An 18458-nucleotide genomic window follows, 5' to 3' on the forward strand; every position below is an offset into this window, starting at 1 on the left:
AGCATATTGATGGTTTAAGTCTGTTATTAATAAACTCCATCAACATGTACATATATTTCCTTTTGTTTTATGTAAATGATAAAACCAGTAATATCAGCAAGAGCCCAACCTAAAGGAATAGACCACCATATTCCCCGTTGGCCAAGTGCTGGAATGCTTGAAAGCACATAAGACATAATTACTCTTGTACCTAAAGATATTATTGTAAGTGCTAAAGAAGTTTTTAATGACCCAATACCTCTAAAGAGACCATAAAACATAAACAAGAATCCTATTAGCATATAAAATACAGATATAATAGATAGATACTCTATACCTAAATTGATTACATTTACTTCATCTGCATTTATAAATATCTCCATAAGATTCCTAGAATATATAAAGATTAATGTAGAGAATATTAAACAAAATAAAATTATTGTTTTACAAGCAGATTTTATACCTTTATGTATTCTGGATATATTTCCAGCTCCCTTATTTTGAGCAACATAAGTAGAAAATGCATTTCCAAAGTCTTGAACAGGTAAGTATGCAATGGAATCAATCTTTCCCGCGGCTGTAAAAGCTGCTATAGTATCCGATCCAAAGGTATTTACAATTCCTTGAACACAAACCATTCCAAAGGTCATGATAGATTGCTGAATAGAGGTAAGAAAACTATATTTTCCTATCATTAATGCAATTCCTTTATCAAAAACCATGTCCCTTTTACTTATTCTAATAATTGGTGTTTTTATTACTGCATAAAATAAACATAATATTGAAGAAACAGCTTGGGCAATTATTGTAGCAAAAGCGACACCTGCAATCCCCATATTAAAAATAGTTACAAAAGTTAAATCCAGGATTATATTGATAATAGCTGCCAATATCAAAAAATATAGTGGAGTTTTTGAGTCTCCTATAGATCTAAGTAAGGCAGAACAGCCGTTGAAAAGAAAAACAAATATAAGTCCTCCAAAGATAATTTTTAAATAATCATTAGAGCCTTCAAGTATTATTTGAGGAGTGTTTATTAGCAATAACATATTTTTAGTATTTAATATTATTAAAATTGAAAGCAATATTGTAAATATTCCTATTGAAACAAAGGATATAAATATCGATTTTCTAAGCTTTGAATAGTTTTTCTCACCGAAAAAAAGCGAATAAACAGCTGAGGCTCCCATACAAAGTCCTATTATTACAAAGGAAAAAAAGTTCATAAGCATAAAAGAGGAACCTACAGAAGCTAGTGCATCTGTTCCTAAAAACTTTCCGACTATTATTGAGTCTACGATATTATATAATTGTTGAAATAGATTTCCTATTAAAAAAGGAAATGCAAATTTTAATATAGTCTTAGTTGGATCACCGTTGGTCATATCTATCATAGCAGTCATCACTCCTTGAAATTCATTTTATTGTAGTTTAACATAAGCTAAGATATAATTAAAATATTAATATATTATAGAATGTATATAGTTTTTTGTATAGGAGGGATAATCCATGGATAGTAAACAACTTTTATACTTTGCTACTGTAGTAACGGAAGGAAATATAACAGCAGCGTCGAAAAAACTGCATATTGCACAACCTGCACTTAGTAATAGGATAAAAAGCCTTGAGAAGGAATTAGATGTGAAATTATTTCATAGAGGTCCAAGAAAAATAGTCCTTACTGATGCAGGCGAAATTCTTTTTGCAAAAGCAAATAGTATATTTGAATTGAATCGTTCCTTAAAAAAAGAGTTGGAAGATAGTAAGAGTGGATTTAAAGGGACGCTAAAGATTGGGACAATATCCGCTATAGATGGTAATTTATTAAACAGTCATTTTTTAAAATTTCATAAAAAATACGACAAAATCAAATACGAGATATATGAAGGGATTACCCCTGAAATTATAAAACTGCTGTTTTCTCGTGTGATTGAAATTGGAATTGTAAGAACACCTTTTGAAACAATGGGTCTCAAAGCTATTTACATGAAAAGTGAACCAATGATAGCCGCATATAATAATGACTGTGATTTAGATAAGTTAGGGGATAAGATTTCAATGAAAGAATTAAATAAAAAACCACTTATTATTTATCGTAGATTTGAAAATATAATAATTTCAGAGTTTCAAAAGGAACAAATAAATCCTTATATTTTCTGTATAAATGATGATTCTAGAACTTCTCTATTGTGGGCCAATGCTGGGCTAGGTGTTGCCATTGTTCCAATATCTTCTAAAGATCTAGTGCTTGCCAATAGTTTGAAATTCAAAACTATTGATAACCCATCATTATATACGCAAAATGCTATAATAACTGTTGAAAATGCTAAATTATCTACTGTAGCAGCCAACTTTGTACAAGAAATAAGCTCATAAAGAAGGAGCTGACCTAAATTAAATAACAAAAAAACAGGTTCAAAAAGAACCCGTTTTCTGTATATGAAACAAAAGAATTTATAGTTTAACTAAAATTATTTACTGATAGTGTTAATTAGAAATAATTAGAGGGTAGTGGATATACCTCGCTTTTTAATTCCTAGTATCATAACCGATACAATAATTAAAATCATTCCCATAGTTTGTACTAAGTCTAAAGATTGCTGGAATACAAAATAAGCTATAATTGCACCTATAACAATCTCAGAGGAAGTGATAATACTAGCTATTCCAACTTCTATATATTGCACAGATTTTATATACGCCCCATTGGCTATAACTGTATTTAAAATTCCAATTACAAATATATTTTTTAGTATAAAATATATATCTGTAGAGTTTTTGAATATGTGGATACTATTTTTTATATCCATGAATGGAATTAAAAACATGGAAGCAAATATAAATGAATAGGCAAGTAGTGTATCTTGGTTGTACTTATTTGAATTTACTTTAGCAAGAATAATTTGAAGTGCAAAAGTAAAGCCAGATAAAATTCCAAAAAAAACACCCTTTGCATTTAATTGAATAGTAGAAAGATCATATATTTTACACATCATAAGGCAGCCTATTAAGGTCCTGATTAATACCGAGAAGATTATATCATTAATTGTGAGGCTATGCAAAAAAATATGGGTGGAAATTTTTACATACAATTTATAGAAAGAACAAAAATTAGAAAAGAGTAGCGATTTTATAAGGCTTTGAGATGAGGATTTGAAATTACTTTATTTGTTGTATAAAATTTACAAGAATGTTATAATACAAATAAAATTAACTTGAACGTATCTATAATATGTTTTATTTGTAAAAATATACCGGGGAGAAATGAGTGTGAATATGGGTTTGTTATCAAAACAGATAGGTAGACTTATAGAAAATATGAAAAAAAGATTTAGATGTGACAAGAAGTTTAAAGCTATTATATTTTTAGCTTTAGCTTTAACTACTGTTGTATATTGTTATTCACAAAATAACTGGATAAAAGTTGAACATATTAAAGTGGAGATAAATAATTTGCCAAAAGAATTGAATGGGCTAAAGATTGCTCACATTTCTGATGTGCATTTACCTAAAAATGCATCCAATATAGATGTTATAGTAAATAAAGTAAAACAGCAAAGACCTGACATAATAGTAATGACAGGTGACTTAATAGATGCTAGTGCAGATTTAAAAACCTGTGGACTAGATAGATTATGCATCGGATTAGCAGAGATTGCAAAAACTTATGCAGTTACAGGGAATCATGAAATATGGAATGGAAACCTAAATGAATGGACGAATATACTAACTAAAAATAAAGTTGAAGTCCTTGATAATGAAACAAAAACATATACAAAAAACAATAAGAGTATCGAAGTAATAGGGCTTATGGAGGGCAGTGACTATAAGTTATTAAATCCCAAAGATATTGAAAATTCTAAGGATGCTCCAAGGATTTTATTAACCCATAGACCGGAATTGTTTGCTTATTACTCTTCTGATTTAAACATTATTAATCCCGATATAGTATTTTCAGGACATGCTCATGGTGGCCAAGTTAGAATACCTTTTATAAATAAAGGTTTATTTTCACCAAATCAAGATTTGTTTCCACGGTATACTTCAGGAATATATACCAATAATGGTGTTAAAATGATTGTAAGTAGGGGACTTGGAAATAGCGTTATTCCTATAAGAATAAATAATAGACCTCATCTACCTATTATTGAACTTATAGGAGTATCTCCTTAAATATAATGTTTATACAGCATTATATTTAAGGAGATACTGTTTATATAGCATTATTATAAAAAACTGATATTATCAGATTATTATAGTATAATGAAAAGAGGTACCTTTAATTTAAGGATACCTCTTTTAAAACTGATAAGATTAAAGTTAATCACTTTTGGAGGAATTATTATGGACGCAAAACGAGGATATTTATTGCACTTGCAGGTATCTTCTGGGGAAATTAATATATAAAGAAATGTTAACTTTAGATAAAATAATTGCGTTAATAATGTGGTTTAGTGGTTGTTTTTTAGCAGTTACAGGGGGATCAATTGGTGGTCTTAATATTAACATTATAGGTGTAATTATAGGTATTGGCGCAGGTTTTACTTATGCATTGGGTACTATTCTTGGAAAGGCAATACTTGATAAGTATAATCCACTTACTATTAGTTTATATAGTTTTGGCTTTGGACTTATTCCAGCGACCCTTGCCTATGTGCTATATTACTTAGTAAGAAGGATGGGTGAAACTAAACTTTGGAAGATTAAACCTTTAAGACCTAATTTAACTTTTAAATACTTTGAAGAAATATCTAAAACACTAAGAGAATCATGTGATAAATATCCAGTGATCTCCTTTTATCTTAGAAAAAATTATACTTCCTTCTTATCAAAGAAGTAATACCCAACTGTAAAGAAAATGGACCCATAAGCTAATATCATAAATAGTATATTTATTGTTCTCGCAAAGTTAAATTGGCCTATGGACCAAATTGAATACCAGTTTAAATAGGAAGTGAAAACCATGTTGTTTAATCCATTTATAAATAATGCTAATGCTTTAATTCCGATAAATGATAAAATACAAGTAATTATGGCTCCACTGCTGCTTTTGAAGAACTGTGCTATAAATGATGCAAATAAAGCTAAAACCACTGCAGGTAGTATATCAATAATATATGCAAATATAATATGCGGTACACTAAAACTAGAGTTTCCATTTAAAACTATGCTTGAAACCATTGATACAATAAATACAACTAATAAGTTTATATTTATATAAATAGCTATAGCTACATTCTTTGAAATAAAAACTTTTAATCTGCTGATAGGTCTTATAAGGATTAGTTTTAAAGATTTATCTCCCAGTTCTCCTGAAAACAGCTCAGCTACAGCCATAAATATAAATAAAGGTAAAACTATATTAGTAAATATAGTTAATGCCATCAAGGGGAAGTTTATAGAGTCTATTGCAATGAATACTATTTTTGCTTGAATGGTAGAAATAAAAAATGCTGATAGAAAACATATTATTGCTGTAAGAATTAAAAGCACTGTTATCTTCTTCTTTAAAAAAAGCTTTTGAACTTCGTTTATTATATTAGCTGTTAAGTTATTCATCAAATTTCACCTCGTACATTCTTTACTTCTGCCATATAAAAATCCTCTAAGGAGGTGTATTTTTCTTTTATAGTTTTTATGTCTTCGCCCTTATTTATTAGTTGTCCATTATTAATTATTGCTATTCTATTGCACATCAGCTCTACTTCATGCACAAGGTGACTAGATATGAAAAATGTTATTCCACTGTTAGCAGCTAATTCAATTATAAGGTTTCTCATGGCCACTGTACCTTCTATATCAAGTCCATTAGTAGGTTCATCCAAAATTACTAATTGGGGTTTTGATATAAGGGCTAAGGCTAAGGCTAGTCTCTGTTTCATTCCCAAGGAGAATTTAGATACTTTTTCATTCTTAAATTCTGTTAATTGTACTATAGCTAGTATTTCATCTATACTGTAGCTTTCCATGTTTTTATAAAATCTTGAAGCAATTTTTAAATTGTAATAGGCACTCATATATTCATAAAGATCTGCTGTCTCAATGATTGCTCCTACTTTTCCTAAAGCCTTTTCAAACTGTGTTTTTATATCAAAACCCAGGATTTCAACTCTTCCACTTTTAAAGGTATTTAATCCAGTTATAGATTTCATTACCGTTGTCTTACCTGCACCATTTGGTCCAAGAAATCCAAATACATCTCCTTTATAAACTTCAAAACTTATATCTCGCACACCTCTACCGTTGTTATATAGTTTAGTAAGTCCATCTACTTCTAAAACTTTTTCCATATTAGCGCTCCTTATTTTAAGAAGTAAAAATGAAAACTAAGAAACGTCTATCCTCTAGGACAGAGATAATTTTCATAATCTCCATTTTAACTTTATAATTTAAACTTTTTCATTTTCACTAATTAGTATTGCAGCACCGCAGGTGATAATTAGTCTATTCCTTATCGCTTCCTCTGAAACCTGAAGTCATAGTTTTTACCTGTTTACCAGTTAAATCTACAGTATTTGGTGTTGTAGAGTTAATATTTGATAAATTTAAAGTAGCATCAACTGTAACTGTATGGATTACGTTTTTAGTATCTTTGCCACTTAACACTATTTTAGCAACTTGATTATTAATTATGTTATATTTATTTATATCTCCAGTAACGTTGACGCTTACAACTTTAATCTCGCTTACAAGCTGTGGAAGCATGTTTTTAACATCAAGTTCGCCAGCTTTCTCATTCATCCTTGGTTCATCATTATTTTTCACCATGGCTATTGAAGCTATAGCATTTACTAATGGAACTATTTGACTTTCGCTTAAATTAATAGCCACATTTTTAGTGCCATCTGCGTTAGGAGATACAACTACACCGTCTTTCATGTTGCCTGCTAAAATATCCACCACATTTTCTACACCATTAATCACTTGAGGATTCATCTTCTCATTGATTTTGTTCATGTCATTGTGCTTGTTTTCTTTTACATTATATACTTCACTAGTGCTGAATTTAGATATGCTTTTTCCATCTTGAACAAATGTACTAAAAGCTTGGCTTCCATTACTTGATTTTATTGTAGTAGCCTGACTCATAGCATTTGAAGTTCCATTAACTTTAATATTGGAGTTAACATCCACTAAACTCACACCATTGTCTTTTACAGATACAGTAACATCTGCTGTTTCATTTCTCACATTTGCAGTGTCTTTTATTGCTAACTTATAGGCTTCATATCCAGACAATTGATTTGCACTTGCATAGGCAGTTCCCATAAGGACACCACCGCTAACCACTAAACTCATTGCAATGGCGATAATTTTCTTATTCATACTTATTCCTCCAAACCTTTATTATATTTAGAAAGTGGATGCCACTTCCTATAAATTTAGTATAGCATTGCTTTATTAACTTCCTCTGAACTATTTCTTATTTATTTCTTAAGATTTCTTATTCTGTAACCTTGAATTTTACATTAAAACTTATATAACCATTGTTATACTTTGCATCAATAACACCACCTTGCAGCTCCACCATGCTTTTAGCAATAGCAAGACCCAGACCACTTCCACCAGTACTAGAGGATCTGGATTCCTCCACTCTATAAAATCTATCAAATATTTTACTTAAATTATCTTCACTTATTTCTTTACATTTATTTTGAATAGATACTAAGGAAAAGCCATTATTTACTGTAAGTATTATCTTTATATCGCTGGGCTTAACACTATAACTTATGGCATTTATTAATAGATTTTCAAACACACGGGCTACCTTATTTGGATCAACATCTATAATTATTTTTTCTTTTGTAAATTCCTTTGATATTGTTACATTGGCATTCTCGCAAATTGGTACTAATTCTTCAATGAGTTGATCCAGTAGTTCATTTAATGTGATGTTTTGTTTAACAAACTTCACTGCATTATTTGCAAGTTTTGTATATTCAAATAGGTCATTTATCAAGATTTCAAGTTTTTCAGCTTGATTATAGGATATGCTAGCATACTGATCCAACTGATTTTCCTCTGTATATTTTTTGTTTTTTATAAGTTCCAAATACCCTTTGATGGAAGTTAACGGTGTTCTTAGATCATGAGAAACATTCGTAATTAGATCATTCTTTGTTTTTTCTGCTTTTCTCTCACTGTCTATCTTAGTTTTAAGCTCTTCAGCCATATAATTTATATTATCTGCAAGCATTGATAATTCATCATTTCCATATTTTTTTATTTTATAATCTAAATTGCCTTTAGATATTTCTAAAAGCCCTATAGATACTATTTCTATATACTTCATCTTTTTGTTAGTTATAAAATAAAAGATTATTAAGAAAGATAAAAATGAAATACTTACTGATAGTACCTTACTATCAATATCCCTATCTCGGTCATAATCGCTTTTATTGTATTCCATTCTTGTATGGTCATTTTTTCCCACTAAAACTCTATTAGATACACCACCAATTATCATTGATATTATAAAACACATGGCAAAGATCAAGATTAATTCCAATCGTATGCTCTTTTTAATTTTATCTCTAACTGCAAGGGAGACACTTATAAATGAAGAGGGGATTGCTTTAATTATTGGGACAAATTTAGTTTTCAATTTTATAACCTACTCCCCAAATGGTTTTAATAAACCTTGGCTTTCTTGGATTTTCTTCTATCTTCTCTCTTATTTTTCTTATGTGAACCATTATAGTATTATCTGATTCCATAAATTCTTCTTTCCACACAGCTTCATATATTCGCTTTATACTAAAAACTATTCCTCTGTTTCTTGCAATAAGGAGAAGTATATCAAATTCTCTTGGTGTAAGCCTCACATTTTTGTCCCCAACTTTAATTTCATGAGTATTGGTATTTATATATAAATCGTCTACTTCAATTATACTTTCATCTTTATGTTCACTTATATCCAATCTCGTATATTTTCGTAGCTGAGATTTCACTCTTGCTAAAAGCTCCAGTGGGTTAAAAGGCTTAGAAACATAATCATCTGCTCCTGTAGTAAGTCCCATAATTTTATCCATATCCTCACTTTTAGCTGAAAGCATAATAATAGGCATGTTTTTATACTCTCTTATTTTCCTACATGCCTCCAGACCATCCATAATAGGCATCATGATATCAAGTATAATTAAATCTATATGCTGATTATTTAAAATATTTAAGGCTTCCACTCCATTGGCAGCCATAATAACACTATAGCCATCATTGGATAAGTATATACCTATTAAATCTCTAATTTCTTTTTCATCATCCACTACCAAAATAACTTCTTTATCCATAATAAGCTCCTTTCTAAGAAATATTGCCAAGCAGTTTATAAATTGCATAAAGGCATAGATACATATATAGTAATAACTTTATCCAAGTAATTGGATTTTACATGTTTTGTTTCTATTATAATATAAATATCTTAATTATTCATAATTGAAAATCTTAATATTTCCTTAATATAACCACAATGCAATGAGGTTGTGAATTGAATGTAGGTGAAAATGAAATTCTAGATCCTTTGTTCCCGATTTTGTAGATACCATATCAGCGCAAAATGTATGCTTGAAACTGTTATAATTCTTAATCAAAAAATAAGACTTTTTTAATGTGATTTTAATCTTACTAATTGATAATGTAAAGCATCAGAAAGTTTGTATAAGGAAAGGGGAAAATATGAGTATTTTAATGAATGTTATAAATGTAATAATGCATATTGATAGTTATTTGGTATTAATGATGCAGCAATATGGAATATTAACCTATGCTATTCTTTTTTTAATTATCTTCTTAGAAACAGGATTGGTTGTTACACCATTGTTACCAGGAGACTCAATGCTATTTGCAGCGGGTGCATTAGCTGCAATTGGGTCAATGAATTTATTAACCCTGCTAATAGTAATATACCTTGCTGCAATACTGGGGGACACTGCTAATTATTATATTGGCAAGAAGATTGGAAATAAGATATTAGAGAAGGAAGAAGTAAGGTTTATTAACAAAGAGTATTTAAAAAAGGCTCAGAAGTTCTATGAAAAGCATGGATCAATGACAATAGTTATAGCAAGATTTATTCCTATAATTAGAACTTTTGCACCTTTTATCGCAGGCATAGGAAAAATGAATTATTCAAAGTTCATACCTTACAATATTATTGGCGGGGGATTATGGGTAAGTTTATTCTTAGGTGGTGGTTATTTTTTTGGCAACCTGCCTTTTATAAAAAATCATTTTTCTTATGTGCTAATGGCTATAATAATCGTTTCATTATTGCCTGGAGTTATAGTGTTCATGAAAGAAAAGAGAAAAACAGGAAGAAATGATGAAAATGATATCCTTAATACTCAGTCTGACACTAATTAAGAAAGTTTAATAAGTCTCACACTGATTGAAAAAAAATAAAAATCTTCACGTGTAATTTTAATATTACAGATACCTAATATGAAATAGAGTGATATATAGATGCATCTAGTAAAGAAAGAAAAAAGAAGGGGGTATGAAGAGAATGATGTCAATGGTACAGAGATTTGATAATTCAATATTATTGTATATAAAAGATAATATGCATGGAATTATTATGGATAAGGGTATGGTTATATCAACATATCTAGGTAATGGCGGGGTTATATGGATTATAATAATAGCATTACTTATGATTAATAAAAAATATAGAAAAATAGGCTTTATGGCTTTAGGAGCTTTAATACTAAGCACAATCTTAGGAGAGGAAATATTGAAAAATGCAGTTAAGCGTACAAGGCCATCAGAAGCTATAGAGGCGTGGAACCTTTTAATTGCAAAGCCCTTATCATATTCATTCCCTTCAGGGCATACTACATCCTCATTTGCAGTGGCGGGAGTATTAGCAAAATACTTTAAACGTTATGCCTTTGGATTTTTGGGGTTAGCATCTTTAATAGGATTTTCAAGAGTATATCTATATGTACATTATCCTACAGATGTTTTGGCAGGTATGGTTTTAGGTCTCATGTGTAGTGGAATAATAATTTACTTCTCTGATAAGTTAAACATTAATATAAAGGCTAGAATATAATAGAACATTCATTATTCAAAAGAAAAAGGTAATGTTAGTTGATTATAGAGTGATATCCTAGGTAGAAAATAAAAACTTCTAGTTTACGCTACGCACTTGAAGGTTGTAGTATAAACTAGAAACTTTTACTTTTACATAGGTTTCTTGTAACTTATATTAAATCTTATTTTCCCTTTTTCCTGAAGGTCCTAACATATTTGGGCATAAGGTTCTGCACTTATAACAGTTATAAAACCAAAATCCGCTATTAGATTTAACTGCAATATGACTTCTACATAATGGTTGATCTATTGTTATGCCATTTAGTGCTTTCATAGGACAATTATCAATACATATTGTGCATTTATCTAAACAATAGTTTTCCTTTATCATTGAGTCGTAGTCCACTTCTACATCTATAAGTAAAGCTCCAAGATACATCATATTACCTAAATCTTCGTTTACTAAAAGAGTGTTTTTGCCAATGCACCCAATGCCAGCCAGTTCTCCAGCATGTTTTAAAGATAATATTCCTTTGCCTTGTTGTTTTCTCTCATCCCAATATTCAAAAGGATCATCCGATGGTATCATAACCGCACCAACGCCTAGCTTATCTAAATCGCAACACGCATTTAAGCATATTCTGTCTAGTTCCTTAAAAGTTGAGGCTGTTGCATGAGTGTATACAACTCTGTTGCCACAAAGCATACTTGCTTTTGGTACTCTTTTGGCAAAAGACACTACAGATTTACATTGAAGAAAGATGTCCTTTGGATGAAATCCTTCAGGAGCATCTTTAAATCTTTCAACAGGTGCAATACCACAAAGGTCTGCACCTAAATCAAATAAAATTTTCTTTATTTCACTAGAATTAATCAAAATTTTATTCTCCTTTTAAAATCTTATTTATAGTTTAAGACAAGGTCCATGACCAGCGGCTACAAAACTAGGGTTTAACTGCAGCAAGGCCTGTTGTAACTGAGCACGTTTCTCAGGATCTGGCACCTGTTCTGGGCGGATATTATTAACCTCAGTGTGCCAATTAGATTCATTAACCCTGCCCATTTCGCTTCCAAAAGCCATCATTAAATCACTACTAAAGAATATTCCACGGTTTTTTTCCACAGCTAGTAGTCCTTCCCAAAGATGCATTTCAGATGGATAGCTGAGGAATTCAAGCTCATAATCATTAGTTTTTATAGTATCTCCAGCATTCTTTATAATAACCTCATCTATAAGTCCAAATCCTATTAGCTGCTGCGCTGTTGTTTGAGAACAAACTGCTTTAGCATTAGGGAACTGTTTTAATATTATGCCCAAACCACCACATTCATCTGATTCGAAGTGGGAAATAAATATGTACTTCAAATCCTTGCCATTAAGTGCTGCTTTTAGCTCAGGTATCATAGCCTCTGCTTGCTTAACATTACCTGTATGAATTAGAATTGGCTCATCTGCCAAAAGTAAATATTGATTAAATGAAAGATTAATCTGTGGGATATAGGTGGAAAATTGATATAAATCTTTATCGTTAATTAACATATAATCGGCTCCTTTTTTCTTAAGTTAATCGTTTTTTAAAAGTTTCATTAGGACTCAATTGTACTTTTAATAAAATAATTATATAATAAATGTGGACTTGTTAAAAGGTCCAATTTTAACAAAATTGTAGGATACAGTTTGAAAGGAGTGATTTTAAGATGATTATTATAAATGGTGAATCGGATATTCCACTGTACTTGCAAGTCTATAATCAAATAAAGGAACAGATTACTACGGGGCAAATACTAGTAGGAGAAAAACTTCCATCAACTCGAAAGCTTTCCACAACATTAAATGTCAGTAGAAATACAGTAGAAAATGCATATCAACAGCTTTGTTCGGAAGGGTATATTGAAAGTAAGGCAGGTAGTGGGTTTATCTCCCTGAAATTAGATTTCATAGATAATCCAAAACCAGTAAGTAAGGTACTTAAGAACATTGAAAAGGTTAAAGAGGTAGTCCATAAGGAAGGCTATGGTAATAACTATAAATATAACTTTAGTTATGGCGGGCTCAGCTCCTCTGATTTTCCTCAAGGTTTATGGAGAAAGATCTCAAACAAATGTATATCATCCATAGATGCTGAGAGTTTTACATCATATAAAGCCACAAAGGGTGAGCCTGATCTACAAATTGAGCTCATGAAATACTTAACTCAGTCAAGGGGAGTTTCCTGCATACCTGAGCAAATTATTATTACCTCTGGTATGGAATACTGCTTAAGCTTGTTATGCCAGCTACTTAGGGGAGACTTCCAGAAAATAGCTTTGGAGGACCCTGGTTACTTAGGCGCAAAAAATATAGTCATTAATAATGGTTATGAAGTTATTCCAATCGGTTTGGACAAAGATGGTATAAATATTGAAGAACTAGAAAGTAGCTCTGCAAAAATAGTATATGTGACTCCTTCACATCAGTTTCCCACTGGCTCAGTAATGTCAATACAAAAGAGATTAAAACTTTTAGATTGGGCAATAAGAAAAGAAGGAATTATAATTGAGGATGATTATGATAGTGAATTTAGATACAATTCAAGACCTATTCCATCCTTGCAAGGTATTGATAGTAAAGGCTGTGTTGTATATATTGGAACATTTTCAAAATCCCTATCACCTAGCCTGCGCCTAAATTATATGATATTGCCACCAGCATTGTTAGAAAAATACGATAAACTTTTCAATAGATATCAATGTTCCGTCCCTTTCATTGAACAAAAGGTAGTCCAACAATTTATGCATCTAGGTCATTGGGATAGGCATTTGCGAAGGATTTGTCTTACTAGTAAAAGAAAGCATGATATATTAATTCAAACAATCCATGAACAAATGGGAAGTAAGGTTATTGTCCATGGTAAAGGTGCGGGACTGCATATCTTACTGGAATTCAATAATGGATTAAGTGAAGAGCAATTAATTGAAAGGGCTAAAAATTGTGGTGTCATAGTTTCTCCAGTATCAGTATTTTGGATGAAACCTGATAAATATTCCAATAACATGATCTTACTTGGATTTGGGAAGATGTCTGAGAATGAGATTGTGGAAGGGATAACAGCACTTAAAAATGCATTTTAAATAGTCTACTAGGGACAGGGTTTGCTATATTTATACATTAAGTATAACATAAATTTTAACCTAGCTATAGATGAGGTTTATGCCTTAACAGTCAATATAAAGATAAGTGTTTTTTAGATAGAGAACAGGTATTTATATAATTACATACATTATATTAAATTAATGTTATAATTAGTATAAGGAAGGCCGCAATTTAACATGGTATCTTATTAGTTAAATGAAGGTATAAATGCGAACGAATATAATAGGGGGATAGTATCATGGAATATAAAACTGAGATAATTGGTACACTTTTTGATAATAAACGTTCTTTAAAACGAAAATGTGATGAGATTCTTTTTAAATACGCAAATGAGGGTTGGGAATTTGTTAATTCTCAAGGTACAGATATATTCAATTGTATGTTGATATTTATATTCAAAAGAGAAAAGAAGTAAGTGTAGTGTGGTATCCAATTAATCCTTAATCTCCATAAATAGCTTAAAACTGATGAATTTACGATACTTTAATAGTTTAAAGAAAGTTTATTGGCTTGTCTATTTTGGCAAGCCAATTTTGTATTCTTTTCTCTTCAATATTGCCTATGATCCTCTATTTTAGAAACTATATTATGGAATTCCAGTGTGTATGATATGCCTCCAAATAGCGTATAGTACTGTCCAAGCTTTACAAGATACAAGGTGTTATTCATTTTTATCTTAGCCGGAATTCCATAATCTATGATTTCAAGAGAAAGGCTATTCTTTTTACAATAATCACCAACTACCTCCATAAACATATCTTCAGTATCAGGTCTCGTAGGGAGATCTTCTACTAGAATCCTGCTATAGTATTCAAGTCCCGAATTCAATTCCTTAGCGATGTTCTTCAAATATAGATAATTGAGGAACCAAACTAACAGTAATGCTGCTACGTTTGCCAGAACTATATACCTAATGACCTGGGGGACCCAATAAGCAGAAAACATAATAATTGTACTAAATATCCCTATCCAATAAATAATAGCAGAACCTGAAAATAGATGGAATTCTTTTTTTCTAACAGTGCTTCTATATATCATAAATCGGATGAACAGACCAAGCAGAATATAACCAATGATGATTGGAATAAGGAAAGTGCCAACAATTTGTAAATGCTGAATATCACGATGCACTAACAAATTAATAAGCGTACTTGCAAATAGTATCAGTGCTAAGAAAAATCCTTTCAGTGTAATATCTTTTCTATCTTCCTTTGTCATGAATTTCTACCTCCAATCTTTGTCCGGAGAAGCCGGAGATATTTTCTGGAAATATACGTCTCCATACCATTATAAAATGTTGCTTTCATTAGACCGTTTGCTAACGGACTGTAATATTGCACCTGTTTTAGATTAATTATAACCGACTTAGAAACACGGGCAAATTGTTGAGGAAGTATATCTTCCAGTTCGTAAAGTCGTTTCTTAGCTTCATACACCGTGCTGCCAGTGTACACAAATAATAGCTCCTGAATAGTCTCAATGTATAAAATATGTTCACAAGAAATTGAATATCTCTTTTCTCCCAGAAAACAAGGAATTGTCACTGTCTGATAGATACCTTTTTCAATCATTTCCTGTAATTTCATAATTTCAGGATGGTTTTGATAAACCTGCAGGACCGCACATTCCTCTTCTGGAGAATTTATATACCGTATTTCTACTTTCATGGGTATCATCCTCCTTTCTTATATAATATCTGTTTTTACATGAAGTATCTACAACTTATAGGTTAGTGGTCTGAAATCCTAGGTAAGTGGACGAGTGGTATGGCACTAAGAGGACAATACTAAGAAGAGTTTTCCTGAAAGGCATTAATAATTGGTATTTATAGAAGCTTTGAAAATCCACGTGATTATTTATCAACTTTCTTTAAAATATCTGGAATCCTAAAATCACCCTTTAAATTCTTGATTAGGTTTATTGAGCTAAAAACCTCCCCATAAATAAACTTATGCGGAGGTTTTAAACAATCTAGAATTGAAAAGCGTTTCGATTATGGCGGTGAATTATTTTGACACTTCACCCAACAAGTCAACAGTGTATTCAATTGCTAGATTTTGTTGTTCTAAAACAGAAATCTTTGCTGCATTATCGCCCTTTTGATTTCCGTAGTTTCCAAATTGAGCATGGTTACCACCGTCAATGGCTTTAAATTCACTATCCTTTGGAAGTATATCTTTTGCCCCAGTTACTTTGTTTATATCAGCGCATCCATCTTCAGAACCCCATAACGATAAAACTTTAAGATTAGAAGATGATAAGTCATCCTTATTTTGAGGGTAAGCTGCATACATAACCAATCCCTTAACTAAATCTAAATGACTATGAGCAAAGCTTGCAGCCATTACTCCGCCGAGGGAATGTCCACCAATAACCCAATTTTTAATCTCAGGATAATCTTTAATTACTTCATTTCCTTTATTTCCACTTAAAACTGCAAGGTTTAAAGGCATTGGCACGATAACCACCATAAAGCCATTTGCTGCTATTTTACTGCAAAGTGGTGCGTAGGCCTCAGGAGCAACCTTACCACCTGGGTAGAAAATAAATCCTGTAGTAGCTTCTTTATATTTTGGAGTAAAAGTGATAAATTTATCCTTTGCAACATTTATGTTACTGCCACTATTACTATTAAAAACTGCTACAGCCTCTTCAGTAGGTCTAGAATAACTGGATACCCAAAAAGCTGAATAAGACACTAAGAGTAGTACAATGACGAGGGGTATAAATTTTAAAAGCTTTCTTTTTTTCATGGATGCCTCCTTTATAATAAAAATATATTATAATCATTATACTATATATGCAAAACGAAAAAAAAGTAAATAGAGAATATAAACTTTCCAAAATAAGATGGAGATATATAATTATTAGTACTTTTATGGTATTATTACCTTAACATACCAGTTTCTTATTTACAGGAGGTAGTAGTATGAGTAAAGTAGTGGTTAAAGAATGTGAAAATTATGATTTGGAAAAGGTTATTGAAAAAATAAATAGTGGAATTGAGCTCCTAGGTGGTTGGGATACTTTTGTTAAACCTGGAATGAAGGTGTTACTTAAAGTAAATTTAACAACATTTTGGAAGCTTCAAGTCTGCCATCTTCTATAAGTGGCAGTTGCCTAGCCCAGAAAAGTTACTTTGGTGGCAGTCTAAATCTGCTTCCAAAGTTGTTAATATTGCAGCACCGCAGGTGATGATTTAACGATATTTCAGAAGGTAAATCTCCTTCTGAAGTCGTTAATATTACAGCACCACAGGTGATGATTTAATTGGACCTAAACCACCTGAATCTGCAGCAGTTACTCATTGTGAATTTGTAAGGGCAATAACTAAAATATTAAAGCAAAAGGGTTGCACGGTTTGGATTGGTGATAGTGCTGGCGGAGCAATTGCAGGCATAGCTCCCACAACTCAAAGCTTGGAGATATCGGGTTTAAAAAAAGTTGCGGAAGAAGAGAATGCAGAAATAAAAAACTTTGATAAGGAAGGTACAGTAGACATAGGGGAGGGACATAGTGCTATTGATAGACTTTACTTGGCAAAACCTCTTTTTGAAGCGGATTTCATAATCAATCTTCCGAAACTTAAAACACATTCTGGGTGTATTTATACTGGTGCAGTAAAAAATGTTTTTGGGTGCATTCAGGGACTAAGAAAGGCCGAGTACCATAAGGCAGCACCAAATCCAGAGGACTTTGGCAACATTTTAGTTGATATACATGAAGCTGTAAAAATAGGGCTTCATATTATGGATGGAATTACTGCAATGGAAGGCGAAGGACCTACTGCTGGAAGTGCTTATATGGCAAATAAAATACTTATTAGCACAGATCCATTGGCACTTGATACTACTGCAATAAATATGATTGGACTAGACATTAAAGATATCCCAATACTTCAAGCAGCCATAAAAAGAAACCTTGGAGAAGCAAATAAAGATAATATTGAGATTTGCGGAGACTACTCTGAGGCACCGCTGCTTCAAAATTATAAAATCCCAAAACGATTTACTTCAAAAAAGAAAAATAATTATAATGCAGTGATTAAGGTTATTAATTTTTTAAAGACAAAGCCTAAAATTAATTTAAAAAAATGTTTAAAATGTAATACTTGTGTAGACAGTTGTCCTACTCATGCAATTGATAAGGCAACTAAAAAAATAGATTATTCTAAGTGCATTGAATGTATGTGCTGTCACGAGCTTTGCCGTTACGAAGCAGTTGAACTTAAAAGAGTAAATCCTGTTGCGGGAATAATGACAAAGTTATACAGGGGAAATTATAAATAAAGTTCATATGACTAGCTTGTTCA

General features: G+C 31.4%; 20 protein-coding genes and 1 pseudogene. 9 read left to right on the top strand and 12 right to left on the bottom strand.

The window, feature by feature from the left end; genetic code table 11:
• Positions 1–26 precede the first annotated feature (26 nt).
• A complete protein-coding gene (locus LGK97_RS02190; RefSeq protein WP_226258098.1) occupies positions 27–1373 on the bottom strand; it encodes an MATE family efflux transporter in 1347 nt (448 codons plus the stop codon).
• Positions 1374–1488: 115 nt separating this feature from the next.
• On the opposite strand from LGK97_RS02190, the gene LGK97_RS02195 reads away from it, so the two are divergent.
• The gene (locus tag LGK97_RS02195) at positions 1489–2355 is read left to right on the top strand and encodes a LysR family transcriptional regulator (protein WP_226258099.1); all 867 of its coding nucleotides are present in this window, start codon (positions 1489–1491) and stop codon (positions 2353–2355) included.
• A gap of 125 nt (positions 2356–2480) precedes the next feature.
• On the opposite strand, the gene LGK97_RS02200 is transcribed toward LGK97_RS02195, so the two are convergent.
• The gene (locus tag LGK97_RS02200; protein WP_226258100.1) at positions 2481–2975 is read right to left on the bottom strand and encodes an EamA family transporter; all 495 of its coding nucleotides are present in this window, start codon (positions 2973–2975) and stop codon (positions 2481–2483) included.
• A 280-nt stretch (positions 2976–3255) separates the two neighbouring features.
• On the opposite strand from LGK97_RS02200, the gene LGK97_RS02205 reads away from it, so the two are divergent.
• Together LGK97_RS02205 and LGK97_RS02210 are read left to right on the top strand one after the other, a co-directional pair.
• Positions 3256–4152 carry a metallophosphoesterase gene (locus tag LGK97_RS02205; RefSeq protein WP_226258222.1) on the top strand — a complete coding sequence of 299 codons (897 nt, stop codon included), beginning with the start codon at positions 3256–3258 and terminating at the stop codon, positions 4150–4152.
• Positions 4153–4309: 157 nt separating this feature from the next.
• Entirely contained in the window at positions 4310–4819 is a 510-nt protein-coding gene (locus tag LGK97_RS02210; protein WP_226258101.1) for a hypothetical protein, read from the top strand.
• Here LGK97_RS02210 and LGK97_RS02215 read toward each other — a convergent pair.
• From LGK97_RS02215 to LGK97_RS02235, 5 genes and pseudogenes are all read right to left on the bottom strand, one after another.
• Complete coding sequence (locus LGK97_RS02215) at positions 4792–5538, bottom strand: ABC transporter permease (RefSeq protein WP_226258102.1); 747 nt, start codon at positions 5536–5538, stop codon at positions 4792–4794. The two genes, LGK97_RS02210 and LGK97_RS02215, sit on opposite strands and share 28 nt — an antisense overlap.
• On the bottom strand, positions 5538–6269 hold the full coding sequence (locus LGK97_RS02220) for an ABC transporter ATP-binding protein (RefSeq protein WP_226258103.1): 732 nt from the start codon (positions 6267–6269) through the stop codon (positions 5538–5540). Before LGK97_RS02220 ends, LGK97_RS02215 begins: the two co-directional genes overlap by 1 nt.
• Positions 6270–6423: 154 nt before the next feature.
• Positions 6424–7305, bottom strand: coding sequence for a hypothetical protein (locus LGK97_RS02225; RefSeq protein ID WP_226258104.1), 882 nt, complete (start codon positions 7303–7305; stop codon positions 6424–6426).
• Positions 7306–7423: 118 nt separating this feature from the next.
• Positions 7424–8368 (bottom strand): annotated as a pseudogene (locus LGK97_RS02230) (ATP-binding protein); the annotation flags it as partial.
• Positions 8369–8573: 205 nt separating this feature from the next.
• Entirely contained in the window at positions 8574–9269 is a 696-nt protein-coding gene (locus tag LGK97_RS02235; protein ID WP_226258106.1) for a response regulator transcription factor, read from the bottom strand.
• A gap of 385 nt (positions 9270–9654) precedes the next feature.
• On the opposite strand from LGK97_RS02235, the gene LGK97_RS02240 reads away from it, so the two are divergent.
• Positions 9655–10341: a DedA family protein gene (locus tag LGK97_RS02240; protein ID WP_226258107.1), complete on the top strand. Its 687-nt coding sequence runs from the start codon at positions 9655–9657 to the stop codon at positions 10339–10341.
• Positions 10342–10483: 142 nt separating this feature from the next.
• On the top strand, positions 10484–11032 hold the full coding sequence (locus tag LGK97_RS02245; RefSeq protein ID WP_226258108.1) for a phosphatase PAP2 family protein: 549 nt from the start codon (positions 10484–10486) through the stop codon (positions 11030–11032).
• A 156-nt stretch (positions 11033–11188) separates the two neighbouring features.
• On the opposite strand, the gene LGK97_RS02250 is transcribed toward LGK97_RS02245, so the two are convergent.
• Complete coding sequence (locus tag LGK97_RS02250; protein ID WP_226258109.1) at positions 11189–11890, bottom strand: epoxyqueuosine reductase; 702 nt, start codon at positions 11888–11890, stop codon at positions 11189–11191.
• 27 nt (positions 11891–11917) lie between these two features.
• A complete protein-coding gene (locus tag LGK97_RS02255) occupies positions 11918–12553 on the bottom strand; it encodes an MBL fold metallo-hydrolase (protein WP_226258110.1) in 636 nt (211 codons plus the stop codon).
• Positions 12554–12711: 158 nt separating this feature from the next.
• Here LGK97_RS02255 and LGK97_RS02260 point away from each other — a divergent pair, with 158 nt between their 5' ends.
• Both LGK97_RS02260 and LGK97_RS02265 read left to right on the top strand, forming a co-directional pair.
• Complete coding sequence (locus LGK97_RS02260) at positions 12712–14124, top strand: PLP-dependent aminotransferase family protein (RefSeq protein WP_226258111.1); 1413 nt, start codon at positions 12712–12714, stop codon at positions 14122–14124.
• A gap of 260 nt (positions 14125–14384) precedes the next feature.
• Positions 14385–14561 (top strand): DUF4177 domain-containing protein, encoded by a 177-nt coding sequence (locus tag LGK97_RS02265; protein WP_226258112.1) that lies wholly within the window; start codon positions 14385–14387, stop codon positions 14559–14561.
• Positions 14562–14695: 134 nt separating this feature from the next.
• On the opposite strand, the gene LGK97_RS02270 is transcribed toward LGK97_RS02265, so the two are convergent.
• From LGK97_RS02270 to LGK97_RS02280, 3 genes are all read right to left on the bottom strand, one after another.
• Complete coding sequence (locus LGK97_RS02270; RefSeq protein WP_226258113.1) at positions 14696–15364, bottom strand: DUF4318 domain-containing protein; 669 nt, start codon at positions 15362–15364, stop codon at positions 14696–14698.
• Positions 15361–15813, bottom strand: a complete 453-nt coding sequence (locus LGK97_RS02275) for a LytTR family DNA-binding domain-containing protein (protein WP_226258114.1) — start codon at positions 15811–15813, stop codon at positions 15361–15363. The genes LGK97_RS02270 and LGK97_RS02275 overlap by 4 nt, the downstream gene beginning before the upstream one ends.
• 339 nt (positions 15814–16152) lie before the next feature.
• A complete protein-coding gene (locus LGK97_RS02280; RefSeq protein WP_226258115.1) occupies positions 16153–16899 on the bottom strand; it encodes an alpha/beta hydrolase in 747 nt (248 codons plus the stop codon).
• Positions 16900–17075: 176 nt separating this feature from the next.
• Between LGK97_RS02280 and LGK97_RS02285 the strand changes: the two genes are divergently transcribed.
• Complete coding sequence (locus LGK97_RS02285; RefSeq protein ID WP_226258116.1) at positions 17076–17255, top strand: hypothetical protein; 180 nt, start codon at positions 17076–17078, stop codon at positions 17253–17255.
• Positions 17256–17415: 160 nt separating this feature from the next.
• Complete coding sequence (locus LGK97_RS19910; RefSeq protein WP_226258223.1) at positions 17416–18435, top strand: DUF362 domain-containing protein; 1020 nt, start codon at positions 17416–17418, stop codon at positions 18433–18435.
• Positions 18436–18458 lie beyond the last annotated feature (23 nt).

This window comes from Clostridium sp. CS001 (assembly GCF_020443565.1).
In the GTDB taxonomy this organism is placed as follows: Bacteria; Bacillota; Clostridia; order Clostridiales; family Clostridiaceae; genus Clostridium_AD.

Coding starts and splice junctions, on each gene's coding strand:
- LGK97_RS02190 (WP_226258098.1), bottom strand. CDS start 1,373: ATGATAGATATGACCAACGGTGATCCAACTAAGACTATATTAAAATTT.
- LGK97_RS02195 (WP_226258099.1), top strand. CDS start 1,489: ATGGATAGTAAACAACTTTTATACTTTGCTACTGTAGTAACGGAAGGA.
- LGK97_RS02200 (WP_226258100.1), bottom strand. CDS start 2,975: ATGATGTGTAAAATATATGATCTTTCTACTATTCAATTAAATGCAAAG.
- LGK97_RS02205 (WP_226258222.1), top strand. CDS start 3,256: ATGGGTTTGTTATCAAAACAGATAGGTAGACTTATAGAAAATATGAAA.
- LGK97_RS02215 (WP_226258102.1), bottom strand. CDS start 5,538: ATGAATAACTTAACAGCTAATATAATAAACGAAGTTCAAAAGCTTTTT.
- LGK97_RS02220 (WP_226258103.1), bottom strand. CDS start 6,269: ATGGAAAAAGTTTTAGAAGTAGATGGACTTACTAAACTATATAACAAC.
- LGK97_RS02225 (WP_226258104.1), bottom strand. CDS start 7,305: ATGAATAAGAAAATTATCGCCATTGCAATGAGTTTAGTGGTTAGCGGT.
- LGK97_RS02235 (WP_226258106.1), bottom strand. CDS start 9,269: ATGGATAAAGAAGTTATTTTGGTAGTGGATGATGAAAAAGAAATTAGA.
- LGK97_RS02240 (WP_226258107.1), top strand. CDS start 9,655: ATGAGTATTTTAATGAATGTTATAAATGTAATAATGCATATTGATAGT.
- LGK97_RS02245 (WP_226258108.1), top strand. CDS start 10,484: ATGATGTCAATGGTACAGAGATTTGATAATTCAATATTATTGTATATA.
- LGK97_RS02255 (WP_226258110.1), bottom strand. CDS start 12,553: ATGTTAATTAACGATAAAGATTTATATCAATTTTCCACCTATATCCCA.
- LGK97_RS02260 (WP_226258111.1), top strand. CDS start 12,712: ATGATTATTATAAATGGTGAATCGGATATTCCACTGTACTTGCAAGTC.
- LGK97_RS02265 (WP_226258112.1), top strand. CDS start 14,385: ATGGAATATAAAACTGAGATAATTGGTACACTTTTTGATAATAAACGT.
- LGK97_RS02270 (WP_226258113.1), bottom strand. CDS start 15,364: ATGACAAAGGAAGATAGAAAAGATATTACACTGAAAGGATTTTTCTTA.
- LGK97_RS02275 (WP_226258114.1), bottom strand. CDS start 15,813: ATGAAAGTAGAAATACGGTATATAAATTCTCCAGAAGAGGAATGTGCG.
- LGK97_RS02280 (WP_226258115.1), bottom strand. CDS start 16,899: ATGAAAAAAAGAAAGCTTTTAAAATTTATACCCCTCGTCATTGTACTA.
- LGK97_RS02285 (WP_226258116.1), top strand. CDS start 17,076: ATGAGTAAAGTAGTGGTTAAAGAATGTGAAAATTATGATTTGGAAAAG.